General features: G+C 54.7%; 25 protein-coding genes. 7 read left to right on the top strand and 18 right to left on the bottom strand.

Features of this window, described 5'->3' with window-relative positions; genetic code table 11:
• Nucleotides 1-36: 36 nt before the first annotated feature.
• From L2Y28_RS07145 to gspC, 15 genes are all read right to left on the bottom strand, one after another.
• The gene (locus tag L2Y28_RS07145; RefSeq protein ID WP_022647599.1) at nt 37-1863 is read right to left on the bottom strand and encodes a chitinase; all 1827 of its coding nucleotides are present in this window, start codon (nt 1861-1863) and stop codon (nt 37-39) included.
• Nucleotides 1864-1997: 134 nt separating this feature from the next.
• A complete protein-coding gene (gene iagB / locus L2Y28_RS07140; protein ID WP_022647598.1) occupies nt 1998-2438 on the bottom strand; it encodes a type III secretion system invasion protein IagB in 441 nt (146 codons plus the stop codon).
• Between the two features lie 102 nt (nt 2439-2540).
• Entirely contained in the window at nt 2541-5264 is a 2724-nt protein-coding gene (locus L2Y28_RS07135; RefSeq protein WP_022647597.1) for a glycosyl hydrolase family 18 protein, read from the bottom strand.
• Nucleotides 5265-5517: 253 nt separating this feature from the next.
• Nucleotides 5518-6315, bottom strand: a complete 798-nt coding sequence (locus L2Y28_RS07130; RefSeq protein WP_022647596.1) for an A24 family peptidase — start codon at nt 6313-6315, stop codon at nt 5518-5520.
• Entirely contained in the window at nt 6312-6797 is a 486-nt protein-coding gene (gspM, locus tag L2Y28_RS07125; RefSeq protein ID WP_022647595.1) for a type II secretion system protein GspM, read from the bottom strand. Before gspM ends, L2Y28_RS07130 begins: the two co-directional genes overlap by 4 nt.
• Complete coding sequence (gspL, locus tag L2Y28_RS07120; protein WP_022647594.1) at nt 6794-7927, bottom strand: type II secretion system protein GspL; 1134 nt, start codon at nt 7925-7927, stop codon at nt 6794-6796. Before gspL ends, gspM begins: the two co-directional genes overlap by 4 nt.
• Nucleotides 7928-7942: 15 nt before the next feature.
• Nucleotides 7943-8953 (bottom strand): type II secretion system minor pseudopilin GspK, encoded by a 1011-nt coding sequence (gene gspK / locus L2Y28_RS07115; RefSeq protein ID WP_022647593.1) that lies wholly within the window; start codon nt 8951-8953, stop codon nt 7943-7945.
• Complete coding sequence (gspJ, locus tag L2Y28_RS07110) at nt 8950-9603, bottom strand: type II secretion system minor pseudopilin GspJ (RefSeq protein ID WP_022647592.1); 654 nt, start codon at nt 9601-9603, stop codon at nt 8950-8952. Before gspJ ends, gspK begins: the two co-directional genes overlap by 4 nt.
• Complete coding sequence (gene gspI, locus L2Y28_RS07105) at nt 9600-9980, bottom strand: type II secretion system minor pseudopilin GspI (protein ID WP_022647591.1); 381 nt, start codon at nt 9978-9980, stop codon at nt 9600-9602. Before gspI ends, gspJ begins: the two co-directional genes overlap by 4 nt.
• On the bottom strand, nt 9973-10458 hold the full coding sequence (gspH, locus tag L2Y28_RS07100) for a type II secretion system minor pseudopilin GspH (protein ID WP_022647590.1): 486 nt from the start codon (nt 10456-10458) through the stop codon (nt 9973-9975). The genes gspI and gspH overlap by 8 nt, the downstream gene beginning before the upstream one ends.
• A complete protein-coding gene (gene gspG / locus L2Y28_RS07095; RefSeq protein ID WP_022647589.1) occupies nt 10458-10907 on the bottom strand; it encodes a type II secretion system major pseudopilin GspG in 450 nt (149 codons plus the stop codon). The genes gspH and gspG overlap by 1 nt, the downstream gene beginning before the upstream one ends.
• A 3-nt stretch (nt 10908-10910) precedes the next feature.
• Nucleotides 10911-12119 (bottom strand): type II secretion system inner membrane protein GspF, encoded by a 1209-nt coding sequence (gspF, locus tag L2Y28_RS07090; RefSeq protein ID WP_058655688.1) that lies wholly within the window; start codon nt 12117-12119, stop codon nt 10911-10913.
• Nucleotides 12119-13597, bottom strand: coding sequence for a type II secretion system ATPase GspE (gene gspE, locus L2Y28_RS07085; RefSeq protein ID WP_022647587.1), 1479 nt, complete (start codon nt 13595-13597; stop codon nt 12119-12121). The genes gspF and gspE overlap by 1 nt, the downstream gene beginning before the upstream one ends.
• A gap of 14 nt (nt 13598-13611) precedes the next feature.
• Nucleotides 13612-15534 carry a type II secretion system secretin GspD gene (gene gspD, locus L2Y28_RS07080; protein ID WP_022647586.1) on the bottom strand — a complete coding sequence of 641 codons (1923 nt, stop codon included), beginning with the start codon at nt 15532-15534 and terminating at the stop codon, nt 13612-13614.
• Between the two features lie 13 nt (nt 15535-15547).
• Nucleotides 15548-16279, bottom strand: coding sequence for a type II secretion system protein GspC (gene gspC / locus L2Y28_RS07075; RefSeq protein ID WP_032621712.1), 732 nt, complete (start codon nt 16277-16279; stop codon nt 15548-15550).
• A gap of 300 nt (nt 16280-16579) precedes the next feature.
• Between gspC and L2Y28_RS07070 the strand changes: the two genes are divergently transcribed.
• Together L2Y28_RS07070 and L2Y28_RS07065 are read left to right on the top strand one after the other, a co-directional pair.
• Nucleotides 16580-18142, top strand: a complete 1563-nt coding sequence (locus L2Y28_RS07070; RefSeq protein ID WP_022647584.1) for an ExeA family protein — start codon at nt 16580-16582, stop codon at nt 18140-18142.
• Nucleotides 18142-18774, top strand: a complete 633-nt coding sequence (locus L2Y28_RS07065; RefSeq protein WP_022647583.1) for a hypothetical protein — start codon at nt 18142-18144, stop codon at nt 18772-18774. Before L2Y28_RS07070 ends, L2Y28_RS07065 begins: the two co-directional genes overlap by 1 nt.
• A gap of 3 nt (nt 18775-18777) precedes the next feature.
• On the opposite strand, the gene L2Y28_RS07060 is transcribed toward L2Y28_RS07065, so the two are convergent.
• The 3 genes from L2Y28_RS07060 to L2Y28_RS07050 all read right to left on the bottom strand — a co-directional run bounded on the left by L2Y28_RS07060 (nt 18778) and on the right by L2Y28_RS07050 (nt 20812).
• Complete coding sequence (locus L2Y28_RS07060) at nt 18778-19401, bottom strand: helix-turn-helix domain-containing protein (protein ID WP_022647582.1); 624 nt, start codon at nt 19399-19401, stop codon at nt 18778-18780.
• A 260-nt stretch (nt 19402-19661) separates the two neighbouring features.
• Nucleotides 19662-20492: an N-acetylmuramoyl-L-alanine amidase gene (locus L2Y28_RS07055; RefSeq protein ID WP_022647581.1), complete on the bottom strand. Its 831-nt coding sequence runs from the start codon at nt 20490-20492 to the stop codon at nt 19662-19664.
• Nucleotides 20489-20812: a heavy metal-binding domain-containing protein gene (locus L2Y28_RS07050; RefSeq protein ID WP_003858361.1), complete on the bottom strand. Its 324-nt coding sequence runs from the start codon at nt 20810-20812 to the stop codon at nt 20489-20491. Before L2Y28_RS07050 ends, L2Y28_RS07055 begins: the two co-directional genes overlap by 4 nt.
• Before the next feature lie 97 nt (nt 20813-20909).
• Here L2Y28_RS07050 and L2Y28_RS07045 point away from each other — a divergent pair, with 97 nt between their 5' ends.
• The 5 genes from L2Y28_RS07045 to artM all read left to right on the top strand — a co-directional run bounded on the left by L2Y28_RS07045 (nt 20910) and on the right by artM (nt 24524).
• Nucleotides 20910-21428, top strand: a complete 519-nt coding sequence (locus L2Y28_RS07045; RefSeq protein WP_022647580.1) for a lipoprotein — start codon at nt 20910-20912, stop codon at nt 21426-21428.
• Nucleotides 21429-21654: 226 nt separating this feature from the next.
• Nucleotides 21655-22383: an arginine ABC transporter ATP-binding protein ArtP gene (gene artP, locus L2Y28_RS07040; RefSeq protein ID WP_006809439.1), complete on the top strand. Its 729-nt coding sequence runs from the start codon at nt 21655-21657 to the stop codon at nt 22381-22383.
• An 18-nt stretch (nt 22384-22401) separates the two neighbouring features.
• Nucleotides 22402-23133 (top strand): arginine ABC transporter substrate-binding protein ArtI, encoded by a 732-nt coding sequence (gene artI, locus L2Y28_RS07035; RefSeq protein WP_006174322.1) that lies wholly within the window; start codon nt 22402-22404, stop codon nt 23131-23133.
• Between the two features lie 6 nt (nt 23134-23139).
• Nucleotides 23140-23856 (top strand): arginine ABC transporter permease ArtQ, encoded by a 717-nt coding sequence (gene artQ / locus L2Y28_RS07030; RefSeq protein ID WP_003858367.1) that lies wholly within the window; start codon nt 23140-23142, stop codon nt 23854-23856.
• Nucleotides 23856-24524 carry an arginine ABC transporter permease ArtM gene (gene artM, locus L2Y28_RS07025; RefSeq protein ID WP_022647579.1) on the top strand — a complete coding sequence of 223 codons (669 nt, stop codon included), beginning with the start codon at nt 23856-23858 and terminating at the stop codon, nt 24522-24524. The genes artQ and artM overlap by 1 nt, the downstream gene beginning before the upstream one ends.
• Nucleotides 24525-24573: the final 49 nt, after the last annotated feature.

Genomic DNA, 24573 nt, shown 5'->3' with positions numbered 1-24573 from the left:
ACATTAAAACGGCAACCCGAGGGTTGCCGTTTGCTTTTACAGAGCCGTCCAGGCTTCAGCCCATGCCAGGCCTGCACCCGGCTCATAGTACGTCGGCGCACTGTTACACCAGCCGCTGTACGGGAACGGTTTGCACTGGAACAATTTACCGTGGTTGTTCACGATATCACCGGCGTTGTACTTGCTGTTCGCGCTCCATGCCGGGTAAGACGTATCTTCTCCGGATGGCGTTGCCGCTTTCGCTTTCACGTTCAGCAGGTAAGACGTGGTGCTGCTCAGCTCGCCATCGCTGACGGTCAGGCTCACTTCATACTGCTGCGCCGTTGCAGACTCAGGCGCCTTAAAGGTCACCACCGCTTTATCTTCGCCGGTCACGGTCTGGCCATCCTGAGAACGCCAGGTGTAGGTCAGCTTGTTGCCGTCTGCGTCGGTAGAGCCTTCCGCGCTCAGAGAAACCTGCGCGCCCGCTTCTACGGCACCGATTGGGCCTGCAATCTGCGCAACCGGCGCGTGGTTCACCGCGACAGGTTCAACCGGAGTTTCATCCGGAACTGGCGCTGGCGTTGGGGCCGGCGTAACATCTTCAGAAGGTGTTGGCGTTGGCGTGACCGGGGTTTCGTCCGGCGTCACCGAGGAACCGTCGTCATTCACGATATTCACGTTATAGAACTTCTGCACGCACTTGCTGTAGTCGCCCTCTTTGAACGCGCTGAACGGTGTCTGATAACCCACCAGCTGGCAAGAGTAAGTCTTGCCGTCCGGGGTATCCGCGCTCCATCCCCAGTCCTGTTCCCAGTAAATCTTCAGGGCGCCTGCGCCACCTTCGTCGAACTGCTTCATGTTGGCGCAACCCAACACTTCGTTCGCCGGAACAGGGACTTTCAGGTAGTTCGCAAATTCTTTGTAATACTTGATACGGTTCTGAGACTGCGCAATTTCAGTCGGGCCGCCGCACTCAACGCCACCGTTGATGATCTGGGTTGTTACACCGAAGCCCGGGACCAGGCCGTTGGCTTTATCGTGATCGTTCGGCTGCCATGTACCGTCGATCACCTGCAACATGCTTGGTTTTGGCGGCTGTGGATAGGCGAAGAAGAAGATAGCACTGGCCAGGTTCAGCCAGGTGTCCGCCACCAACTCAGGTTTATCGAGCAGGGTACGCACGTCGCCGTACATCGCTTCAGAGAATGGACCGTAGTTGTAGTTGTAGGACAACTGTTTCGCACCGCGTCCGAAATAGCTCAGGAAATCGCCGTCTTTGTCTTTACCGCAAGGCCAGGTCTGTCCCTGCCAGACGTCCGGATTACATTCGCCGTTATAGCCGCCCTTCTGCCCTTCGCTCCAGCCCATTTCACGCACGTGGACCAGCGCCTGACGCCATTCGGCTTCCGGACGCCAGCTTTCGTGGCCGCCGGTTTCCTGGGCAAAGTGGGCAAACATGGTCGCCAGCTCTTTGCGGCAGATAGCGTCGCTGTCACGACCGTCGTTGTAGGTCTTACACAGCGCCGGGAATTTACCCACGGCTTTCAGGAAGTTGCTGTAGGTATAAGCCTGTGCACGCAGCGGAAAGAGATATTCCCAGTCGCTGGCTTTCACAATCCCTTCAACGCGTTTGACGTTGTCCGGGTTCGCCGCGCGGCCTGGCTCAATCAGTTCGACCTGCGCGTTGTCCAGGGTCTGAATAGTCTCTTTAACGGAGGCCATCAGCGGGAAGTTAGTGAGCTCATGCTCTTTCTTCGCCAGATCGCTGGCTTTCATGGTGTACGGCTCGCCGGTGGTCGCCTGCAAAGAGGCGGCCTGCGCCATAAAAGGTGCAACGCAAGCACCAGCAACAAGTACACTCAGTAACGTCCTTTTGTTCATTTCAGTTTTCCTGTTCGTTTCAAATTAAATGTTAATATCCCGGCTTAGGTATTATTCCGTTAATACATAAACCACATTCAGCTGTTTTCACTTTTCGAAGAACACCTTCAGGAATTCTTCAAAAATAAAAAACGTTAATCACGCGCTGCTAATTTTAATTGCTGATATTTAGCCCAGACCTTATGGGCATATTTCATCCGCTGCGGATAATTCTCTTTCTTCAACCCGGCGTTATAAGCGCCTACCGCTTCCCAGTTATAGCCATATACTCTTATCATTCCGGAGAGAATGGAGGCACCCACCATGATGGAGGTACACGGCTCGGTCATTAAGCGATACTCATCGATGCCTCTGCTTTCCAGCGCGGTAAAATGCGAGCTGTTGATTTGCATCAGCCCGACATCCCGCGTGCCATCGCGGTTTTGCCCAACCGCGTACGGATTCATACCGGATTCCACATTCGCTATCGCGTACAATAAATAAGGGTCGACATGATAATAACGCGCCGCTTTATCCCAACAGTTTGCCAGAGCGCCCTGGCTTATTATTAATAACAACAAAATGAGCTTTTTCATTTTTACCTGCTGACTTTATTGGTTATTTCTCCTTAGAAACATCCTGTAAAATGAATTTTTAATTACTCCCCCTCAGAAGGGGGGAGTAATTAATGGGTTAGATTATTTGCAATCTGTTGATGCGCCTTCTTTTACCCATACGTCGCTATTTGCTGGGTTATCACCACGGGTCCACCATTTCGCACGGTAAACGTTACCTTCATAGGTGGTGGTGTCGCCGCCGTTGTAGACCAGGTCAGAACGCCAGTTCATCTTCACGTTGCTTACCAGCTCCCACGCGTCCATACCGAAGCCAGGCTGATTGCCCTGAGTCCAGTATTTCGCTTTCCACACGAGGTGGTCGAAGCTTACGGTATCGCCGTTGTTATAGATTTTGCTCGCGTCCCACGCAGCGTATTTGCTGGCGTTGGCATCGACAGGTGCGTCGCAGCTGCCGGTGGTATCGTCAGCTGGCGGGGTTACGTCGTCAGCCGGTGGTGTGACGTCATCGGCAGGAGGGGTTACGTCGTCAGCCGGTGGTGTGACGTCATCGGCAGGAGGCGTTACCTCGTCAGCTGGCTTAGGCTCCACCGTCACCTGCACGTCAGACTGCACGCTGGTTTTACCGTCCGTCACAATAACGCTCAGGGTGTAGGAAGAAGTATTGTGCACTTCTGGCGCAGTGATGCGAACGTTGGCCGAATCAGTGCCGGTCGCGTTCATATCAGCCGGTACGCTCCAGCTGTAGGTCAGCGCGTCACCATCAGGATCGGATGCCTGTGCGTGCAGAGAAATTGCTTCACCGGACTGAACGGTAACGGCTTCCATAGCATTGATTACCGGCGCCTGGTTGGCTTTAGGCGCTTTATTCACAACCTGGACGTCAACAGCATTGCTCAGCCCTTTAGCGTCGGTTACGGTCAAACGGAAGACCAGGTTCTGGTCGCTTGTCACAGCCGGAACGCTAAAGCTGGCTTTTGCTTTGGTGCTATTGGCGATGGTCACAGAAGGGCCTGAAACCTGCGTCCATTTATAGGTCAGCGCATCGTCGTCCTGGTCGCTGGAAGCAGAGCCATCCAGGGTCACGGTTGCAGGACCGGTGACATTTTGATCGGCAGCTGAAGCCACTGGCGCATGGTTAGTCTCAACAGGCAGATCCGGGATGGAACTTCCGCCCAGCAGGCTTTCGTTCATGGCGTTCAGGATATCGCCGTTATCAGACTCGATAGACCATGCGAACAGTCCGCCCAGGTTTTTGTTCAGTACGTATTTGCCTTTCGCCATAACGGAACGGGCGTTATCGTACGTCACCAGCTCACCGGTGGACTTGTTGAACACGTACGGCGCTTCAGCCGCTTCGTCATATTTGTATTCCCAGCCCGGTTTGCCCAGCATCTGGTTGACGATTTGACGATAGTCAACGATACCGTTTTCCCATGTCCCTTTAATTGGTCCGGTTGCGGTGCCGGTAAATGGATTATCGCCGGTATAACCATGAACGCCGGTCCAGCCGCGGCCATACATACCTGCGCCTACCACGATCTTGCCTGGCTTAACGCCCTGCTCCAGCATCGCTTTCACCGCATTATCGGTGGTGTAGTTAGTGTCTGGTTTCCAGGAAGCACCGTACAGGGCGGTCTGGTGGCCCAGATCGGTATTGCTCCAGGCACCGTAGAAGTCGTAGCTCATCAGGAAGATATGGTCGAGGTACTGCTGCGTGGTGTTATAGTCCACGTCTTCGATCTTATCTTTACCGGCACCGATTGCAGTAGTCAGCTCGTAGGTACGACCGGTTTCCGCAGACAGTTCATTCAGCATCTGACGCAGGTCGTGCATCAGCGCGGTGTAGGTGGCTTTATCGGTCTGAGGATTGCCGAGTTTGGCGTTTTCACCGCCGCCGCCCGGGAATTCCCAGTCAATATCCACGCCGTCAAACACTTTCCAGGTGGTCAGGAAGTCTTTTACCGACGCCACGAAACGGTCACGCAGTACTTTGTTATCCATCTGATAGAACGGATCGGACAGGGTCCAGCCACCAATGGATGGCAGAATTTTCAGGTCAGGATGGGCTTTTTTCATCGCCATCAGCTGCCCATAGTTACCTTTGTAGGGATCGTCCCAGTTGCTTACGCCTTTCTGCGGTTTCTGCAATGCAGCCCATGGATCGTGAATGGCCACGGTGTAGTCCTGACGGCCAGCACAGGCGCGTTTCAGGGATTCCAGTGCACCTGAAGATTTGGCGCTGTCGTTAATACCGTCGCCACCGCAAATTGGAATAAAGCCGTACAGCAGGTGGTTAATGTTCGCGACCGGGATCTTATCCGCAGAGAAGTTTCGATCGTAAACGCCCCACTCAGGGAAATAGGCACCGACGACTTTATCGGTATGCTGAGCGAAAGCTTTGTTATTTTCCAGCAGCGGCGTATTCAGCGGCAGCAAATGGCTTCCGTCGGTATCCGCCACGATAATCAGTTTGCTTGCGCTTTTGGTACAGCCGCTGTCGTTACACAGTTCGACCTGTTCCTGATAGCGGCCCCCTTTTTTGACTTTGAAGGTCGCAGAACCCGCCGCGCTGCCCGCGCCGGTCCAGACGGTCTTGCCGTCCAGCAGCACTTTTGCAGACGTTGGGGCGTCACCGCTCCAGACGTTCCATTCCACTTTTACATCAACACCCTCTTTATGCACTTTGATGAGGTTGTTGTAATCCTGTGCCGCCTGATCCACTTCTACCAGCGCAAATTTATCATTGCCCGATGTAATAGAAGGCGTACCCGGCGCAGCTGCAAATGCGGAGCTGGTGGCCGCCGCAATAAAGAGCGCCAGATATTTTGGTTTCATAAATTTCATTTTTATTTCCTGATAAATTTATTTATAACGTAATAACCCATGCCTTCCGTGAGATCATGGATGCGTTTCGCGTAATGCGTATTTAACCAACGTGAGTGCCGTAAACAAAAAATTGTTGCTGCGCTGTATTCCTCCATAAAAAGATACAAGCCAAATCCCGTGTAGCTTATATCTCCTACGATACACCGAGCGTAAAGAGTCGTCCTTCTCTCCCAGCATCAAAAAGATTTATAAAAAACCTTGACCAGTATATTTAAAATGTGAAAGCAAACTGCTGACTAATAAACACCACGATTCCAGAAAAGGCGAGGTAAGTACCAAAAGAAATAGTGAGGTTATTTTTATTTAAATTATTGACGGCGAAATAACCGACAATACCGCTTAACGCTGCCGCCAGTTCAATGGAGGGTAATGCCTGCCAGCCGCACCAGGCGCCCAGCGCCGCCAGTAGCTTAAAATCCCCGTAACCCAGCCCTTCTCGTCCGGCGATCAGACGAAAAGCCCAGTAGAGCAGCCAGAGCGACAGATAGCCCGCCACCGCGCCAAACAGCGCATCACGTAGCGGCAATGTGTGGTCAATAGCATGGAGCACTAACCCCGCCCACAGCAGCGGCTGGGTCAGGCAGTCCGGCAACAACTGATGCTGCCAGTCGATCATGGCCAGCGGCAGTAAAAAAGCCGCCAGTAACCACAAAGAGAACAGCGCCTGAACGTCCGGCATGCACCAGGCCGTGATGCCAAAAAACAGCGCGGAGAACAGTTCCACCAAAAAGAGTCGCAGCGGGATCGCGCTGCCGCACTGGTGACAGCGCCCCCGTAATAACAGCCAACTGAGCAGCGGGATATTTTCCCATGCAGCAAGCGTGTGCTGACACACCGGGCAGTGCGAGGCAGGAAAGAGCAGATTGCCGCTCCCCTCCTCATCCATCACCATTCCCGGTACGCGCTCGGCAACAACGCCTAGAAAACTGCCCATAATCCCGCCCAGGATAGCACTCATCATCGGGAAACCGAGCGGACAGGCCTCCCGCATCAGCGTGAAGGTATTCATGCGCTTTTTGACCAGGTAAGCTGCACCTGTGCTTTCACATCGCTGAGGTGGTCAACCGGCGTGAGGTTTATTTTTTGCAATGTCACGCCGGAGGTCTGATTAATTTCACGCAGCCAGCTTTTTAATTCATATACATTTACCCGATTCACCACGAACGATAAAGTTTGCCCCTCCTGGCGCACATCCGTCAGTGAAAGATTAATTTCATGAGCGCTGTTCTCGACCACCGTACGCGGATTATTCGTTTTAACTAACTGGACCTGAAGATGATTTTTATCAATTTCACTGCGCATCCAGTTAAGCGTCTCTTTTTGTCTTTTAAGCGTCGATTTACTATTTTGGATCATATTATCCAGGGGAATTACTCCTGTGTAATACACCGCAGCCCCCACAATGGCAACGGCACATATTTTTAAAATGATTTTTTCCCGGGCGCTGTAATTCTGATAGCGTGATTTCAGCTGCGCGATTCGCTCTTTCATTTATGTTTCCCTGCGATCATGGCGGTATACGGTTCGGTTGTTGAAACAGGTTGTAAGGTAAAATCAAAATTCTCACTGGTCTGGTTCACAAACGCCTGCAACGCGGGCTGGCTTTGCGCGCTAACGCTCAGCGTCAGGGTGTTTTGCTGCGCATCGTATTCCAGCAGATCGATCTCCATCGCAGGGACTGACTGCCGGGCTTTCTCCAGCTCCTCAAGCTGAAGAAAGAACCCCTTGCTCTGTTTTTTCAGGCTTTGGCCAAAGTGATATTTGATATTGGTCTGCTGGCGCATGCTGGGGAAATGGTGCTGATAAACCTGAACGATCTCCTGCTGAACCCGATTTTCCTGCTGCACCAGCATCCAGGCCATCGCAATGCGCGGCCCCAGCAGCAGACCAACGGACAGCAGGCCCGCCGCTATCATCGCTGCTTTCATGCTTTTTGCGGCCTGGCCATGACCGGCCTTAAGGCTGAATTCACCGTGAAGCAGATTCACACGACAGGTTTTCCACTGCGGCTGGATCAGCACCAGCGGGTGCTGCCAGGCATGCTGTACGTCAACGTGAACGTCCGCGGGCGCGTCGCCGTAGCAACACACTTCCCCGTCTCCGGCTTTCTGCATCAACAGCGGCAGCAGGGTTCCCTCCATTTCACCCGCCACGTGGGGAGATAAACGCAGCCAGTAGACTTTATCCTGTGCGACCAGCGTGCTGCCCCCTGCCGCCACGGGCAGCAGCCAGGCATCAGGCAGGGCCTGAATCACGTTTAATCCGGCCTCGTGACAGCGGGTCAATGCCGCACGCAGGCGGTCGGCGTCAATGGCAACGGCGTCGACGTCAGCGCCTTTTTTGTAGAGCACTGTCCAGTGGAGGTTGTCCACGTCGCCAATCAGCGTCTCTTCCGCCATCCACGAGAAGGCCATCGCCTGAGAAGCCACCTTTTTCGGCAGCGTGAAATGGCGGAAAATCATGTCGCTGGCGGGCAGCAGGAGACAAACGCGTGTAGCCAGCGGGTGTTCGGCCAGCATCTCCAGGCTGTCGAGCACCTCGACGCGCTCGCTGCCGGACTCACAGCACATTATTTTCCCGCCCTCGCGGCTGTCGGGGCGAACAAAAAGTACCTGTTTCATAACGTTCTACTTTTCTTATTCAATCATTCGGTAACGACGCTGCCACGTCACGATCTCACCGGCTTCGTTATTCATCTGAAGCTGGCTGACCACGCGAAGCGTTAATTCATCGGTATTGCCGCTGTAATTCACGCGGAAGTACCGGCTGTTTATAGAAAATTGATCTGCCACCTGCGGGAGATCGTCTTTTAACTGCGGGAAGGTCTGCTCCAGCGCTTTGCTGAACGCGTCCATATTTTCCCAGCCCGATTCCGGACGTGTATCCAGCAGACGAACCGCGTCATCCTGCGTGAATTTTCCCGGAAACATGGCCGCCAGCACCACGGCCTGTTCCGGTTGCAGGGTGTTAACGTCCACCTTGCTGGCGGCGTCCGGCAGCGCGCATAAAAGCTTGCTCACCTTCGGATATGCCGTAACCGGGAACGCTGGCAGCAGTTTGATCTCCGCGATGCTGCGCATCATCTGGTTTGCCGGTTGCCGGGCGGGCACGACGCCAGCCCACGCATCGCTTTCGGCACCCTCTTTCGCCGTGGTGCTGTCACCATCGAGATAATCCACCAGCTGGAAATAGACCGCCTCCGCCGTGCCCGGACTGAGCCCGCTTTCCGTCAGGAGTTGTTCAACAATCCGCTCTTTACGCGGTTTTTCCGCCACCGCGGGAGCGCTTTGCCCCTGGGGCGCGACGTCGGCGGTCAACAGGTTATTGACGTTAAAGCAGTCCTGAGCGTCTTCCACCTGGCTCACGACCGTGTAGTCTTCTCCCTGCGTCTCCAGCGGCTGATGCCAGTCGCCGTCCAGCGCCAGCGGCTTGCTCTCGCCGCTGGCATCGGTCTGTAACCTGTCCTTCACCACTTTTTCCTGGGCCTGCATCGCCCAGCGCAGCTGCTGCTGGCTTATCTGATAATGCGTTTTCTGCAAATTACGGCAGAACTGCTGGCTGATTTTGGCGGCCAGCGCCGACATCATCACCAGCAAAATCAGCACCACCAGCAGGGCGACGCCCTTTTGTTGACGGATTCGGTTCATGGTCTGGTCTCCGGCGAAGGCGCAGGGGCTGCGTCCGGAGTCGTCGCAGGCGCGTCGGCGGCTTTCTCTGGGGCTGCGGCAGCGACCACCTCCGGCATATCCCCCGGCGTGGTGAACACCCAGCGCCAGGTATCCCCGTTTTCCATCGTCAACGTGACCTCCACGCCGTCCGGCAGATGGGCGGCGTCGTGCCAGGCTGTCTGCCAGCCCTGACGATAAAACCGCCACTGCAATGCTTTTACGCCGCTGACAATCGGCACTTCGTCAGGCTTAACGTCCACCGGGCCGTCAATGACCTGCCAGACGTCGCGGTACAAACGCCCCTCTTCCAGCCGCCAGCGCACGCGCTCCAGCTGGACCGTTCCGCTCACGCCATTCAGGGTGGTCAGTTCAAGGGCATCGCCCTCCTGACGGAACAGATCTGGCTCATTACGCGGCGCTCGCGCCTGTAGCTGGAAAAAATCGCGCTCCATCAGACTCCAGCCGCGCTGAAGCTGGTTGAGCTTAGCGGCGCTGGCATCGGTGGCCGAGCTGGTACGCATCGCGCCGTCCAGAATTTGCCAGGCCAGGGTGCTGATTACCGCGAAAATAGTCAGCGCAATCATGATCTCCAGCAGGGTAAATCCGCGCTGGCGTCGCGTTTTCTTCACTTGCTCTCTCCCGGCGGAATGATGTGCAGGGAAATAACCGGCTGGCTCTCATCGCCTTCCGCATAGACGCGAATGGAGTTCGCCCAGCCGTTGTCGGCGGTTTTCACCCGCTGCTTACGCCAGTTCCAGCTGCGCCCGCCCATGATTTCCGTCCCCTGCTGCTCAGCATCCGGGAAGTCGGTTTTGGTGAGCTGCGCTTCCGCCAGCTGATTTTCCGCCACCCAACTGGCCTGCAAGGTATCGGCCAAGCCATGGGTAAAACGCACGTTCAGGGAGACCGAGTTCATTAGCGCCAGCGCGGCGGTGGAGAAAATCACCAGCGCGACCATCACCTCCAGCAGCGTCATCCCCTTTTGCTTTGTGTTGTCGTTAGCCATCGTTCTCTACCGAAACCGGGGCCGTGCCCTGCGACACCACGCGGAAGTGATGCTGTTTGTCGTAACTTTGCAGCGTCAGCGTAAAACGGCTGATTTCACCGTCCGGTAAAAAGATCACCTGTGGCTCGGACGCCACCGTCGCGGCCAGGCGCTGCGGCGAGAGCGACACGTGCATCTCTTCCGGAAAATCACCTTTGGTGGTAATACGTCCGGCAGATAATGGCACCCAGTGACGCTCGCCATTTTTATCCGCGATCGTCACCAGCTGATATTTATCAGTGGCGATCACCAGCCCGACAATATTTCCGTCCATCACCGCACGGTCTGAACCATAATCAACGAGCGCTTTTAATTGCTGGCCAAATATATCCGCGCCGCTGCGCGAAGGAATGGTGGACACCACCATCATGGCGCAGCTGGCAAATATCACCAGCGCCAGAATAATTTCCAGCAACGTAAAGCCGCGTTGATTTTTCATTACTTCTCGTTCTTATCCAGAGACCAGTTGGTAATGTCATCGGCAGTATTCGCTTCGCCGTCCGGACCCGCAGAGAAAATGTCCACCGCACCGTGTTCACCTGGGCTGACCAGAATATAATCGCTGCCCCATGGATCCTGCGGCAGGCGGCGAATATAGCCATCCGTGCGATAGCCGTTCGGGATTGGTGCGATTTCCGGCTTCGTCACCAGCGCCTGCAAACCCTGCTCTGTGGTCGGGTAGCGGTGGTTGTCCAGCTTATACATATCCAGCGAGCCTTCGAGCGCAACAATATCGCTGGTCGCCTTTTGCGCGTCCGCTTTTTCTTTGTTACCCATTAAATTGGGCACCACCATACTCGCTAAAACGCCGAGAATAACGATCACCACCATTAATTCGAGCAAGGTGAACCCCGCCTGGCGAGCCAGACGTTTTGTTTTTATAGCCATGATTTAACCTACCATATTATTAAGTTGCAGAAGCGGCTGTAATATTGACAGCACGATGAATAAAACAATCGTCGCCATGGAGACCACCAGCGCCGGTTCAAATACCGAGAGCGTTAACGTAATACGATGCTGTAGCGCCGACTCCTGGTTTTCCGCCGCGCGGTCCATTAAGTTGCCTAACTCGCCGCTCTCTTCGCCGGAGGCAATCATGTACAGCATGGTGGGCGGGAATAATTTCGCCTGCTCCAGCGCGGCATAGAGCGAGGCCCCCTGACGCACGGTATCCGCCGCCTGCTCCAGCACCTGCCGGGCGTAAAGGTTTTCGATACCGTCCATCGCGATATACATCCCTTCAAGCAGCGGCACGCTGCTCGCCTGCAGGATGCTGAGCGTGCGGATATAGCGGGCGCTGTTGATCGCGCACACCAGCTTTTTAATCGGCGAGCCGTTCACCAGCCAGCTGTGCCAGCGAAAACGGTTTTTGGCGTTTCTGAGCCAGGTCTTAAAACCAACAAATCCGCCGCCGAGGATCCCCACGATGTAGATCCCGTATGCCTGCAGGAAATCGCTCACCGCAATCAGCATGCGGGTGGTGATCGGCAGCTGCTGCTTCATGTGGGTGAACTGCTCGATCACCTGCGGCACCACCGCCACCAGCAGAATGCTGATGACCGCGATGGCGACCACGGTGAGGGTAATCGGGTAGACCATCGCCTGCGTCAGCTTGCTCTTCATCTTCTGGCGCTGCTCGTTGTACTCCGCCAGCTTCTCCAGCACGTCGCCCAGGTGGCCGGTCTTTTCACCGGCCATCACCAGCGTGCAGTAGAGCTTGTCGAAGGTGCGCGGGAACTGGCTGAAGGCGTCGAACAGGGTGTGACCTTCCACCACCTTCTCGCGGATCTCCACCACCATTGCCGCCAGCTTGTTGTCTTCCGTTTGCTTCGAGATCGCTTTCAGCGCGCTCTCGAGCGGCAGTGCGGCGTTGACCAGCGTGGATAACTGACGGGTAAACATCGACAGCACCGGCGTGGAGAGCCTGGCTCCTGTTTTTGCTTTTCCGGCAGACGCCGCTTCACGGGTTTCGCTGATGCTGACGGGCATCAGCTTTTGCTCGCGCAACATCTGGCGAACCTGCTTTTGCCCCTCGGCCTGCAGCGTGCCGCGCTGGGTTTTGCCTGCGACATCCGTCGCCGTCCAGGCGTAGAAGGCCATTACGCATCCCCCCCGCGCTCGGCGGTCACACGCATCACCTCTTCCAGCGAGGTGACGCCGCTAATCACCTTCAGCAGCCCGTTTTCGCGCAGGCTGTAAGCCTGCTTAAAGAGCTGCGTCTCAATGGACATTTCGTCTTTATCTTCATGAATGGCGCGGCGCATGGCGCTGTCCACCACCAGGAACTCGTGAATACCGGCACGGCCCTGATAGCCGCTCTGGCGGCAGTGTTCACAGCCCACCGCGCGATAAATGGCTTTTGGCGGCGCCTCCATAAAGCTGAACAGCGCTTTTTCATTGGCATCCAGCGGACTGGTGGTCCGGCAGTGCGTACACAGCCGACGCACCAGACGCTGGGCAATGACACCGAGCAACGATGAACCGATTAAAAAGGACTCCAGCCCCATGTCCCGCAGACGCGTAATCGCCCCGGCGGCGCTGTTGGTGTGCAGCGTAGACATGACCAGGTGACCGGTGAGCGACGCCTGTACCGCAATTTGCGCGGTTTCACCGTCACGAATTTCCCCGATCATCACCACGTCCGGGTCCTGACGCAGAATAGCGCGCAGCCCGCGGGCAAAGGTCATGTCCACGCGCGGGTTAACCTGCGTCTGCCCCACCCCTTCCAGCTCATATTCGATCGGGTCTTCCACGGTCAGGATGTTGCGTTCGTGACCGTTCAGCGCCGAAAGAATGGCGTACAGGGTGGTACTTTTACCGGAGCCTGTCGGCCCGGTGACCAGGATGATGCCGTGCGGGCGGTCAATCAGCCCTTTTAACTTCTCCAGCTCTTCATCAATCAGGCCCAGCTTGTTGATGTCGGGCTTGAGATTGCTTTTATCGAGCAGGCGCATGACCACGCGCTCGCCGTACTGGGACGGAATGGTCGAGACGCGCACGTCGATCGCCTTGCGGCCAATGCGCAGTGAGATACGGCCATCCTGCGGCAGACGTTTTTCGGCAATGTCGAGTTTCGACATTACCTTGATACGCGACACCAGCAGCGGGGCGAGCTTACGCGCCGGTTGCAGCACCGGGCGCAGCACGCCGTCAACGCGGAAGCGAATGCTCAGCGTGCGCTCGAAGGTTTCGATATGGATATCCGACGCGCCGTCCTTAACCGCCTCGCCGAGAATGGCGTTGATCAGGCGGATCACCGGCGAGTTTTCGTCGTTATCAAGCAGATCTTCGTTATCCGGGATCTCCTCGGTTAACGCCATCAGGTCGATATCCGCATCCATGTCGTCCACCAGCTGCTGTGAAACGCCGCTGCTCTGCTGCCAGATTTTGGCCAGCATCTCGTCAAACGCTTCCGGCGTCACAGTGACCGGGACGAACGCGCGGCCCAGCACCCGGCGCACTTCCAGCAGTGCTAACGCCGGGGTGTCCTCACGGATATAGACGTCATTGTTGTAAAGCAGAACGCCGTTATCTTTTGCGTAGCTGCTGCTACACAGTGTTTTACTCAGTTCGTCCACGTTGCCCCTCCGCCTTACTCTTTAAACGGATTGCGTGTCGCGCGGGTTTTCACCGGTGCGGCGTGAGGGCTTGATGAAGGAAACGCGGGCAGGACGGCATTGTCGCTCGGCTCAACAATACCGAGCTTTTTCTCTTCCACGCGCTGCATCTGGCGCACCCGGATCTGGTCATATTTCTCTTTCGAGGCCGCGCTGTAGTTGTCGTCGTCACGCAGGACGGTGGTATGAATGAACACCATCAGGTTGCGCTTGGAGGTATCCTGGGAGGTGTAGCGGAACAGCTGACCGACCAGCGGGATATCGCCGAGCAGCGGCACTTTGGACACGGACTGTTTGGTCACATTTTCCATCAGACCGCCAAGCACCACCGTCTGGCCACTGTGGACCATCACTTCGTTATTGATCGTGCGCGTATTGAAGGTTGGGCCGAGGCTGGAGTCTTCCGTCGCGCTGTTGTCGACACTCGACACTTCCTGCTCAATCTTCAGATGGATCATGTCGCCATCGTTAATCTGCGGCACAATCTTCAGCTTGGTCCCTACGGTTTTACGCTCAACCGAGTTAAAGACGTTGTCGCCGCTGGTGGTTTGCGAACCGGAAAGCACCGGCACATCCTGACCGACGTTGAACGACGCTTCTTTGTTATCCAGCGTGACCACGCTTGGCGTGGAGAGGATGTCATTTTTGCCGTCAGTGGAAAGCGCGGTCACCAGCGCACCGAAGTCACCGTTAAAGAAGCCGGTCGCAAGGCCAGTGAAACTTGCCCCTTTCATGGTGCCATTTTTAATCTGGCTGATTGGCAGGCCGGTGGAGCCAAACTGCACCCCGCCGTGCTTGCTGGTCCACTGCACGCCAAGATCCAGGCCGTTACCGTCCTGCACTTCGGCAATGATCGCTTCCACCAGCACCTGCGGACGGCGAATATCCAGCTTGTCGATCACTTTCTCGAGGGAGTTCATCACGTTAGGCTGTGCGGTGATCACCAGGGAGTTGGTTGACTCGTCGGCGGTAATATTCAGATCGGTTGAGGCGCTCGCGGATTTCGCTTTGGCCGCACCCGGCTTGTCTTTCAGCTGCTCACCAATCCCGGTGAGAACCGGCACCACTTTGGTGGCGCTGGCATACTTGAGGTAGAAGACGCGGGTATTACCCTCGTTATTCTGCTCACGATCCAGCTGATGAATAAGGGAACGGGTGCGCGCCCGCGCATCTTCCGCGCCGCTGATCACCAGGCTGTTGGTTTCGTCATCCGCGACGACTTTAGTCGCCAGCTGCGGCGCGTTCTGCCCTTTCTGTTCTTCATTGTTGAGGTTATTCAACATCTCCGAGAGTTCTTTGGCGGACGCAAAGCGCAGCGGGATGATTTCGCGACGCTGGATGCCGTCTTTATCGACGCGCTGCACCAGATCCACCAGCCGGTTCACCACCGAGGCTTTACCGGTTAACAGCAGGACGTTGGACGGCTCAAAGTGGACCACATTCCCGATACCGGTGGCATCGTTGAGCTGACGCAGCAGCGGGGCTAGCTCACGAACAGGCACGTTTTCCATGCGCACCACGCGGGTGATGATCTCGTCACCTTTGCCCGGATTTTTGCTGTCTGCCAGCGGCGCACCGGCGGTACGCGCCACGCTTGAGCGCACCACTTTGACCATGCCGTTGTCCATCGGGATCACCGACAGGCCGTAGAGATCCAGCACGCTCAGAAAGAATTGATAGTACTCATCTTCCGTCAGCACGTTGTAGGTTCGGACCGAGACGGTTCCCTGGACGGACGGATCGACCAGAATGGTTTTATTGAGATTGCGGCCTACCGTATCGATAAACTCGCGAATATCAGTATTTTTAAAACTCGCGCTAAAGTTAGCTGCAAGCAGCGAACTGGAATATAACGACAATGCGGTCAGCGCCACGCACGCCCAGGGAATTTTTTTCATGTCTGCACACTTTTTAATTGTTTAGAACATTAATCCGAATATTTTCAAGGTGAGCGTGACGTCGTACGATGACCTCCGCTTCTTTCATTTTTGACCAGTTGGCAATAATGCTTTTCGCTTTTGCTTCATCGGTCATATCGACAGAGTTAACCTGAACCGCCACATCGCCTTTTTCCAGACCTGACTGGCTGTAAAAGGCGGAGGCATTCCTTGGGTTTATCCTGTAGCCTTCCAGTCGGCCCTTTTCAATTATGGGTTTTAACACCAGATAATCATCAAGATGCACACTCTCTGCGCCAACATCTTTTGTCGATTTCGTTACCGGGCCGCTATCCACGCCACCCTTAAAATAGTCCGGTTTATTTAATGCCAGAACCTGCGTAGTACCTTCATAATTAACCACCACATTATCTTTGTTTATTTCCTGAATAAATGCGTCGTTAAATCCAGAGAGAGGTTCACCCTCACGGTAGCTTCTCTGACCGCCTGGCGTTTTGATGACAGCAAAGGAGAGCCAGGCGTCATCGCTGTTCACAATACCTTCGATTTCAGCTGCCAGCGGGGCTTTCACCGCACCCGGTAAGATTTCCTGACGCACGGCTGCCGTAAAAAGCGAAAAGGATTTCTCTTCGCGCGTTTTTTTCAGCGGCTGTTGATCGGCATTAGCCAACTTATTCATAACTTTTTTATAATCTTTAAAGGTGAGATACCCTTGCTGGCCGCAAAAGATCAGCAGCACAAACATAATACAAGGCGTTATCCACCGTGAAAGAAATGAGAACCTCATTTTTTATCCGGCCTATAGCAAAGCAAAAATAAGCAGCGTCATACTGCGCCAATATGGATGAAAATAGTAATAAGCTGGTGCAAATGCGACCACTGACTTCGCCGCTAACTTTCATAAAGAAAAATATTGACCGTATAAAATCCAAATGTTAGACGCTGCCAGCAGGATATTTTTACCCTGTTTGCAAATTGACCGTTCAGGGGCGTTACCTTACTTTCTGATGCTGTTGCTATTCCTAATCAGAGACGGTAAGTCGTTATGTATCAGAGCCACTTTAATTTTAAAAATCCGCCATTCAGATCGATCGCCCGTTTATCCGGGGATTTTCTGGTGCCTTATCATCAGGATGTGTTCAACCTGTTGAAAGAGAAAACCCAGCAGGCGGGAATTATCGGGCTCTTTTGCGACGACGCCCCGCTTCTGGGTCACTTCAGCGATGCGCTAAAAACCCGCCACAGTAACGTCCTTGTTATCAATGCGTTTCCCAAACTGAGTGCCAGTAGCCTGCTGTACAAGCTCAATCCGGTAACGAAAGAGAGCAAGAATCGCCTGCAGGCGGTGGATGCCATCCTGCGCCAGTGGCACGAGGGAAAAGCGAAAACCAGAGTGCTGGTGATTTCACACGCCGAAGCCATGAAAGAGAGCTGCCGTGAAGTCCTGGGTACGCTGCTCACGCGAGCCCAGGAGCTGAACTTCCGGCTCTCCGTGGTGCTGACGGGCACTGCGGATCAGGAAATCCTGCTTAAGCAACCTGAACTGCGCGAATATACACACACTCGTCATGTCCTGCGCCCCCTGACCTGCCGCGAATTCCTGGGCTATGTGCAGGCGCAATGCGAAGAACACGGCTGTGAAAATTCGCCGTTAACGCCGGCCCGCGTGCGCAAAATGCACACGTTGACCAAAGGCAACATCAGCAAACTTAACAAACTGGCGCACCTGTCAATGCTCGCCGCCTGGACGGAACGCGCGTCGCAGGTCAGCCCGCGTCATTTACGCCTGGCGGCGGGAGAGATCCTGCCCGCGAAAAAACACGGTAAGCGTCTGGCAACCGTGGGGCTGTTCGCTTCGGTGCTGTTTGCCGCCTGCGGCTGGTATTTAACCTCGTCCATCAGCGGGCACCTTCCCATCCAGCTGCCGGTCCCCGTCAGCTGGAAACAGCCGACGCGAAAAACGGAGGCGCCCGTGGTGCCGGTTATCGACAATGAAATGGTTAATCAGCCGGATGCGATGCACCAGCTCTATCTGATGTGGGGATATGACGCCTCGGCCGAAGATGCGCTGTGCCAGAACGCCGCTAAAGTGAACCTGATGTGTAAACAGGGGAACGCGTCGCCGGAGACGCTGGCGCAGGAAGGGTATCCGTGGGTCAGTGAACTGAAAACCAGCGGTCACCTTAACTATGCGGTGGTCGCCAGGGTCGGAGATACATCAATTGACCTGTTAATGAATAACCGGACCTGGCAGGTGAGCCGCAGCTGGTTTAACCGGCATGCGACCGGCAACTTCACCCAGTTGCACCGCCTGACACCTGAAGGAAAAGACGCGATCGGCGCGGCCAGCGACAGCAAAGACATGGCCTGGCTCGATCAGCAGTTAAGCCTGGCGCTGAACCAGCCCGAAACGCATGCCCGGATCTGGACCGCTGAGATGATGAAACGCACCCGTGAGTTTCAGCAAAAAATGCATCTGCACGTGGATGGCATCCCCGGCGAAGAAACGCTGATGCAGCTGATGCGCGTAACCAACAGCACGCCGAGCGTACTGATTCAGGCCACCCGCACTACCCCGGACGCAAAAATGCAGGAGAAGAAAGCCTAATGTCGACCATCTGCCTTGCGGCCCAGCGCAGCTATACAACCGGGGAAGCGGTCTGGTTTTCGTACCGCCTCCCCAGCCTGAAAAACGTTTTCGGCAAAACAGCATTATGGATGGTCGGCCTTTGCGCCATGCTGGTTGTCGGCCTGTATATGCATGTCTACTGGAACATGCGCCACCCGGCGCCTGAACCGGTCAACGCCAGCGTTGCCAAACCGGAAACCCAGCTTTCGGAGATGCACTACGTGTACGTGAGTAAACCGTTCCCGCATCCGCAGCCTAAAGCTGCGCCAGTGCCTGTTGATGTTCCACCGATGCAGGATCTGCCGATCATCAGTGATGATGCCGACTGGCAGCAGGCGCCCGACGGCGCGGTGCCGCAAGCCCCCTCGCGGGATACCCTACCCGGAACTGAGGCGCATGAGCACGATACCGCCCCCGCCAGCACGAGCAGTGAAGAGTCATCATTAACGGAATTATTTAAACAGGCATTAAAAGAGCAGGAGCAGGATTATTCTCAAGGAAAAATTCCCGCACCGCCGGTTGACGAAACGCAGGATAATTCACAAGCAAGTGTTAAAAACAGTGAAAACAGCCGTTCCCCTTTCAGTGATAAAGGAGACCGGCGGGAGTAGGCATTAATATTTTTCAGGCAGTGCGGTGAGGTTAAGCAGTCGACCTTTTTCCACCACAATATATTGACCTTTTTTCAGATCGGAGAGGATTTTAATAATGGTGCTACGTGCCAGGTTAGTGTATTCCTGAATGTAATCATAAACGTTAATATCACGCTGATGCTGTACAATCAGGTCGTTGATCTCATATAAAAATTCGCGAACAACAGAATATGCGCTGCGAGCGACCAGAATATCATCGCGCTTGCTCATCAGGCATATGTACCATGAAAGCACTTTTGTCAGCTCAGGCCACAGGTTTTTCTCGGTCATCAGCTGGGCGAAGACCTCTTTCTTGATCGAGCGAACAACCGTATTCGACCGAACAAGGCCGTACATATGGGTGGCGTTGTAATACATCGACGACAGCCCGAAAATGCATTGCCCGGTAACGGTGAACAAGCACAGTTCGTCAGAGTCACGTCGAAATTCGACTTCGCCGCTGACAATAATATGAATTAAACCGGAATCAGCAGTGGAAATCTTCTGCCATTTTTTTAACGTTCTTTCTTCAACGCATGAGGTTGCAGAAATAATCTTTTCCATTTCATGTTGCGGACGTAATTTTTTTCCATAGATGCTTAACATTGTTATACCCGTTTTAAGATGTGATTTTAAAAAACATGGCAACGGCATTCATACCGAACCATAAATATTTTCCTGATGAAAAACTCAAGAATAAAAAAAAGAGTAAAGTTTTTTATTCGCTAAATTGCTTAGCGTGCTATGTGTCCATCTTAAATCCGAATAATTTTAAGTCAATTAACTAAAAATGAAATGAGATTGTACTTAGGATTAATCTAATAGAAACTTGCGGAAATATACTCATTTGGGGGTAAGCCAAAGGTTTACCCCTGCCCGTATTTCTCTAAAAGTGCTTCGGCAATCGCCATGGTTTCCACATCCGCTACGCCATTCCATAACTGCGGACGGAAATGCATCTGGAACACCATGATGATGCGTTTTTGCTGTGCAGGCGTGCTGTTTTCTGGCACCTCGTAACCGTAGCGCGCCAGCACATCGAGCAATGCTGCGGTATCAACCTGCTGATAATGCGGTCGCCCGTTGATATAAAAATTCACCCGCGCCGGTTCGGGCCAGGCTCCGATGCCCTTCTGCGCCAGTTCGCGCCACGGAAACAGCGGGCCAGGGTCGTCTTTACGCTGCGGGGCGATATCCGAATGGGCCACAACGTTCTGCGGTTTAATGTCGTAGCGGGCGATGATGTCTCTGGCAAGCGGGATTAGCGCCGCAATTTGCCCCGGTTCGAAGGGGGTAAAGGTTTTCACACCATCGGTTTTCCGCCAGCCGCGGTTTTCCAGCTCAATGCCGACGGAGGTATCATTTATGCGGTTGGTCCCACGCCAAAAGCTAATACCTGCATGCCAGGCCAGCTCGCTCTCCGGCACCAGCTGCCAGATACGCGGTTTGCCCTGCGGAGCTGGGGGCTTTGCGGGGATGAGATAGTGAGAGCTGACGTTTTTATCGGTTAAGGTCGCAAGCGAGGTGTCGAAATCATCGGCGGTGTAATGGATCACCAGCACCTTTATGCGCGGGTAGGCCGCCTGCGCCTGATGGCGCGTATCAAGTTCGTACGCGCCTTTATCAACAATGCCCTCTTCCGAGGCGCATCCTGCCAGCAACAATGCCAGCAGGAGGGTTGAGAGCGAACGCTTCATCGACGGGTTTTCACCGCCGTGCCGCTTACGCTCACCATCAGCATGCTGGCATCTTTCCCGACCGTTTCGTAGTCGATATCAATGCCCACCACCGCATCCGCGCCCAGCGCTTTGGCCTGCTCGCCCAGCTCCTTAAACGCAATGTCACGCGCTTTACGCAGTTCTTTCTCGTAGGCACCGGAGCGCCCGCCGACGATATCCCGAATGCCGGCAAAGAAGTCCCGGAAGATGTTGGCGCCCAGAATCGCCTCACCGGTGACCACGCCGCAGTACTCGGTAATGGGTTGACCTTCCAGGGTTGGTGTTGTTGAAAATTGCATACTTCCTCTCCGTCTTTAGCGTTCAATGCGTTAGCAACTGCATTATCGGTTCGTTACGCTATGATTGAAAGGATAGTTAATAAATAAGGAAATCAACATGCGCTACTCTGCTTTAACGCTTTTAGTGCCCTGCGCGCTGGTGCTCAGCGCCTGCACTACGCCGGTCACGCCAGCCTTTAAGGATATCGGTTCCCGCAGCGGCCCCTGCATTGAGGGCGGCCCGGACGCCGTGGCGCAACAGTTCTATGATTACCGCATTCAGCATCGCGGTAATGACCTCACCGCCCTGCGCCCGTACCTGAGCGATAATCTGGCGAAACTGCTTAATGACGCCTCGCGCGATCCGCAGCAAAACGCGCTGCTTTCATCCGATCCGTTCTCCAGCCGCGCCACGCTGCCGGACAGCGCCGACGTCGCCAGCGCGTCCACCATTCCGAATACCGACGCACGGAATATTCCTCTGCGCGTGAAGCTAACCCAGGGGACGCAAACCTGGCAGGATGAGGTGCTGATGATCCGTGAAGGCCAGTGCTGGGCAATAGATGATGTGCGCTACATTGGCGGCAGCGTTCATGCTCCGGCGGGCACCCTTCGCCAGTCGATTGAGAACCGCTAACGCATACGTTAAATAAACGTTAACCCCGTAAAATGTCCGGCATTTCATGCGGAATGCCGACATTTATTCTCGCCCCCCTTTCCCGTCGCTATTTTGTGCTATGTTTAAGAGGAAACACGGGTTATATTTAACTTTTAACGCAGAAATATTGCATAACTATTCTGTCAACGGTACTATCTGCGGCCTCAATTGCTATAGATTGCCTGGATGAGTAAAGACTGCCCCGATGAGTATTAAACTAAACGGCATTAACTGCTTCTACGGCGCACACCAGGCGCTGTTCGACATTACGCTGAGCTGCCCGGAGGGCGAAACGCTGGTTTTGCTCGGCCCAAGCGGCGCGGGAAAAAGCTCCCTTCTGCGTGTTTTAAATCTGCTTGAAATGCCCCGTTCGGGAACGCTGGCCATCGCCGGTAACCATTTTGACTTCGCGAAAACCCCTTCTGATAAAGCGATTCGTGAACTGCGTCAAAACGTGGGCATGGTTTTCCAGCAATATAATCTCTGGCCGCATCTGACGGTGGTGCAAAACCTGATTGAAGCCCCGTGCCGCGTGCTTGGCTTAAGCAAAGACCAGGCGATGGCGCGAGCTGAAAAGCTGCTGGAACGTCTGCGTCTGAAACCGTACAGCGACCGTTATCCTCTGCATCTCTCTGGTGGTCAGCAACAGCGTGTGGCAATCGCCCGTGCGCTGATGATGGAGCCAGCGGTGCTGCTGTTCGACGAACCAACCGCAGCGCTGGACCCGGAAATTACTGCCCAGATCGTGAGTATCATTCGTGAACTGGCGGAAACCAACATTACCCAGGTCATCGTGACCCACGAGGTGGAAGTGGCGCGCAAAACCGCCAGCCGCGTGGTCTACATGGAAAACGGGTATATCGTTGAGCAAGGTGATGCGAGCTGCTTCACCAACCCGCAAACCGATGCCTTCAAAAACTACTTATCACACTGATGTGTTAGGGAAATTATAATGAAAAAAGTATTGATTGCCGCGCTGCTTGCTAGCGTCAGCCTTTCCGCTACCGCAGCCCAGACCATCCGTTTCGCCACTGAAGCGTCCTACCCTCCGTTTGAATCCATTGATGCGAACAACAAGATTGTTGGCTTCGACGTGGATCTGGCAAATGCCCTGTGTAAAGAGATCGACGCGACCTGTACCTTCAGCAACCAGGCGTTCGACAGCCTGATCCCAAGCCTGAAGTTCCGCCGTATCGACGCCGTGATGGCCGGTATGGACATCACTCCGGAGCGTGAAAAGCAGGTTCTGTTCACCACCCCTTACTACGACAACTCGGCGCTGTTCATTGGTCAGAAAGGTAAATACGCCTCCGTTGACCTGCTGAAAGGCAAGAAAGTCGGCGTGCAGAACGGCACCACGCACCAGAAATTCATCATGGATAAGCACCCGGAAATCACCACCGTGCCGTATGACAGCTACCAGAATGCGAAGCTGGACCTGCAAAACGGCCGTATCGATGCGGTGTTCGGGGACACGGCTGTCGTGACTGAATGGCTGAAAGCGAACGACAAGCTGGCCGCCGTGGGTGACAAGGTGACAGATAAAGACTACTTCGGTACAGGTCTGGGTATTGCCGTACGTCAGGGCAACACCGAGCTGCAGCAGAAATTCAACGCTGCGCTGGAAAAAGTGAAGAAAGACGGCACCTACGAAACCATCTACAAAAAATGGTTCCAGAAGTAATTCCTGATGAATGAAATTTTTCCTTTAGCAAGCGCCGCCGGGATGACCGTCGGCCTTGCCGTTTGTGCACTGATTATCGGCCTCGTACTGGCGATGTTCTTTGCGGTGTGGGAGTCCGTTAAGTGGCGCCCTGTCGCATGGCTCGGTTCAGCGCTGGTGACTGTGCTGCGTGGACTGCCGGAAATTCTGGTGGTCCTGTTTATCTATTTCGGCTCCTCACAGCTGCTGTTAACGCTGTCGGACGGCTTTACGATTAATCTCGGCTTTGCGCAGATCCCGGTGCAAATGCAGATTGAGAACTTCGACGTCAGCCCGTTCCTGTGCGGCGTAATTGCGCTCTCCCTGCTCTATTCGGCCTATGCGTCACAAACGCTGCGCGGCGCGCTGAAAGCGGTACCGCAGGGACAGTGGGAATCCGGTCAGGCGCTGGGCCTGTCGAAAGCGGCGATCTTCTTCCGCCTGGTGATGCCGCAGATGTGGCGTCATGCCCTGCCAGGGCTGGGCAACCAGTGGCTGGTACTGCTGAAAGATACCGCGCTGGTGAGCCTGATCAGCGTGAACGATTTAATGCTGCAAACCAAAAGTATCGCCACCCGTACGCAGGAGCCATTTACCTGGTACATCGTCGCGGCGGCTATCTACCTGGTGATCACGTTGCTGAGCCAGTACGTTCTGAAGCGTATTGATCTGCGCGCAACGCGTTTTGAACGGAGACCAGGCTGATGCTGGATTATTTACCCGAACTGATGAAAGGGCTGCACACCAGCCTGACGCTGACCGTTGCGTCTATCATCGTAGCGCTGATCCTGGCGCTGTTCTTCACCATCGTCCTGACGCTGAAAACGCCGGTGCTGGTGTGGATTGTCCGTGGCTACATTACGCTCTTTACCGGTACGCCGCTGCTGGTGCAGATCTTCCTGATTTACTACGGTCCAGGGCAGTTCCCGTCGTTACAGGAATATCCGGTTATCTGGCATTTGCTCTCTGAGCCATGGCTCTGCGCCCTGATAGCTCTCTCACTGAACAGCGCGGCCTATACCACGCAGCTGTTTTACGGCGCGATCCGCGCGATCCCGGAAGGCCAGTGGCAGTCCTGCGGTGCGCTGGGCATGAGCAAGAAGGACACGCTGGCGATCCTGCTGCCATACGCCTTTAAGCGTGCGCTCTCTTCCTATTCCAATGAAGTCGTTCTGGTGTTCAAAAGCACCTCTCTGGCCTACACCATCACCCTGATGGAAGTGATGGGCCACGGGCAGCTGCTGTACGGACGTACCTACGACGTGATGGTGTTCGGTGCGGCGGGTCTGGTCTATCTGGTGGTCAACGGTCTGCTGACGCTGATGATGCGTCTTATCGAGCGTAAGGCGCTGGCGTTTGAGCGCAGGAATTAATCACGCCAATGCATAAAACGGTATTCATTGAGCGGGTAACCTGATGGGT

It is taken from the genome of Enterobacter sp. JH25 (assembly GCF_021725435.1).
In the GTDB taxonomy this organism is placed as follows: domain Bacteria; phylum Pseudomonadota; class Gammaproteobacteria; order Enterobacterales; family Enterobacteriaceae; genus Enterobacter; species Enterobacter intestinihominis.
The sequence above is the reverse complement of the archived record's forward strand: the minus strand, read 5'-3'. Positions and strand labels throughout refer to the sequence as shown.

What these genes read in the sequence shown, in the direction of transcription:
- L2Y28_RS07060 (WP_022647582.1), bottom strand. Translation starts at nt 19,401, where the DNA reads ATGTTAAGCATCTATGGAAAAAAATTACGTCCGCAACATGAAATGGAA.
- L2Y28_RS07045 (WP_022647580.1), top strand. Translation starts at nt 20,910, where the DNA reads ATGCGCTACTCTGCTTTAACGCTTTTAGTGCCCTGCGCGCTGGTGCTC.
- L2Y28_RS07055 (WP_022647581.1), bottom strand. Translation starts at nt 20,492, where the DNA reads ATGAAGCGTTCGCTCTCAACCCTCCTGCTGGCATTGTTGCTGGCAGGA.
- gspK (WP_022647593.1), bottom strand. Translation starts at nt 8,953, where the DNA reads ATGAACCGAATCCGTCAACAAAAGGGCGTCGCCCTGCTGGTGGTGCTG.
- gspC (WP_032621712.1), bottom strand. Translation starts at nt 16,279, where the DNA reads ATGTTTGTGCTGCTGATCTTTTGCGGCCAGCAAGGGTATCTCACCTTT.
- artP (WP_006809439.1), top strand. Translation starts at nt 21,655, where the DNA reads ATGAGTATTAAACTAAACGGCATTAACTGCTTCTACGGCGCACACCAG.
- gspL (WP_022647594.1), bottom strand. Translation starts at nt 7,927, where the DNA reads ATGAAACAGGTACTTTTTGTTCGCCCCGACAGCCGCGAGGGCGGGAAA.
- L2Y28_RS07070 (WP_022647584.1), top strand. Translation starts at nt 16,580, where the DNA reads ATGTATCAGAGCCACTTTAATTTTAAAAATCCGCCATTCAGATCGATC.
- L2Y28_RS07065 (WP_022647583.1), top strand. Translation starts at nt 18,142, where the DNA reads ATGTCGACCATCTGCCTTGCGGCCCAGCGCAGCTATACAACCGGGGAA.
- artQ (WP_003858367.1), top strand. Translation starts at nt 23,140, where the DNA reads ATGAATGAAATTTTTCCTTTAGCAAGCGCCGCCGGGATGACCGTCGGC.
- gspI (WP_022647591.1), bottom strand. Translation starts at nt 9,980, where the DNA reads ATGGCTAACGACAACACAAAGCAAAAGGGGATGACGCTGCTGGAGGTG.
- L2Y28_RS07135 (WP_022647597.1), bottom strand. Translation starts at nt 5,264, where the DNA reads ATGAAATTTATGAAACCAAAATATCTGGCGCTCTTTATTGCGGCGGCC.
- gspD (WP_022647586.1), bottom strand. Translation starts at nt 15,534, where the DNA reads ATGAAAAAAATTCCCTGGGCGTGCGTGGCGCTGACCGCATTGTCGTTA.
- gspM (WP_022647595.1), bottom strand. Translation starts at nt 6,797, where the DNA reads ATGAAAGAGCGAATCGCGCAGCTGAAATCACGCTATCAGAATTACAGC.
- L2Y28_RS07130 (WP_022647596.1), bottom strand. Translation starts at nt 6,315, where the DNA reads ATGAATACCTTCACGCTGATGCGGGAGGCCTGTCCGCTCGGTTTCCCG.
- gspH (WP_022647590.1), bottom strand. Translation starts at nt 10,458, where the DNA reads ATGAAAAATCAACGCGGCTTTACGTTGCTGGAAATTATTCTGGCGCTG.
- L2Y28_RS07050 (WP_003858361.1), bottom strand. Translation starts at nt 20,812, where the DNA reads ATGCAATTTTCAACAACACCAACCCTGGAAGGTCAACCCATTACCGAG.
- iagB (WP_022647598.1), bottom strand. Translation starts at nt 2,438, where the DNA reads ATGAAAAAGCTCATTTTGTTGTTATTAATAATAAGCCAGGGCGCTCTG.
- L2Y28_RS07145 (WP_022647599.1), bottom strand. Translation starts at nt 1,863, where the DNA reads ATGAACAAAAGGACGTTACTGAGTGTACTTGTTGCTGGTGCTTGCGTT.
- gspF (WP_058655688.1), bottom strand. Translation starts at nt 12,119, where the DNA reads ATGGCCTTCTACGCCTGGACGGCGACGGATGTCGCAGGCAAAACCCAG.
- artI (WP_006174322.1), top strand. Translation starts at nt 22,402, where the DNA reads ATGAAAAAAGTATTGATTGCCGCGCTGCTTGCTAGCGTCAGCCTTTCC.
- artM (WP_022647579.1), top strand. Translation starts at nt 23,856, where the DNA reads ATGCTGGATTATTTACCCGAACTGATGAAAGGGCTGCACACCAGCCTG.
- gspG (WP_022647589.1), bottom strand. Translation starts at nt 10,907, where the DNA reads ATGGCTATAAAAACAAAACGTCTGGCTCGCCAGGCGGGGTTCACCTTG.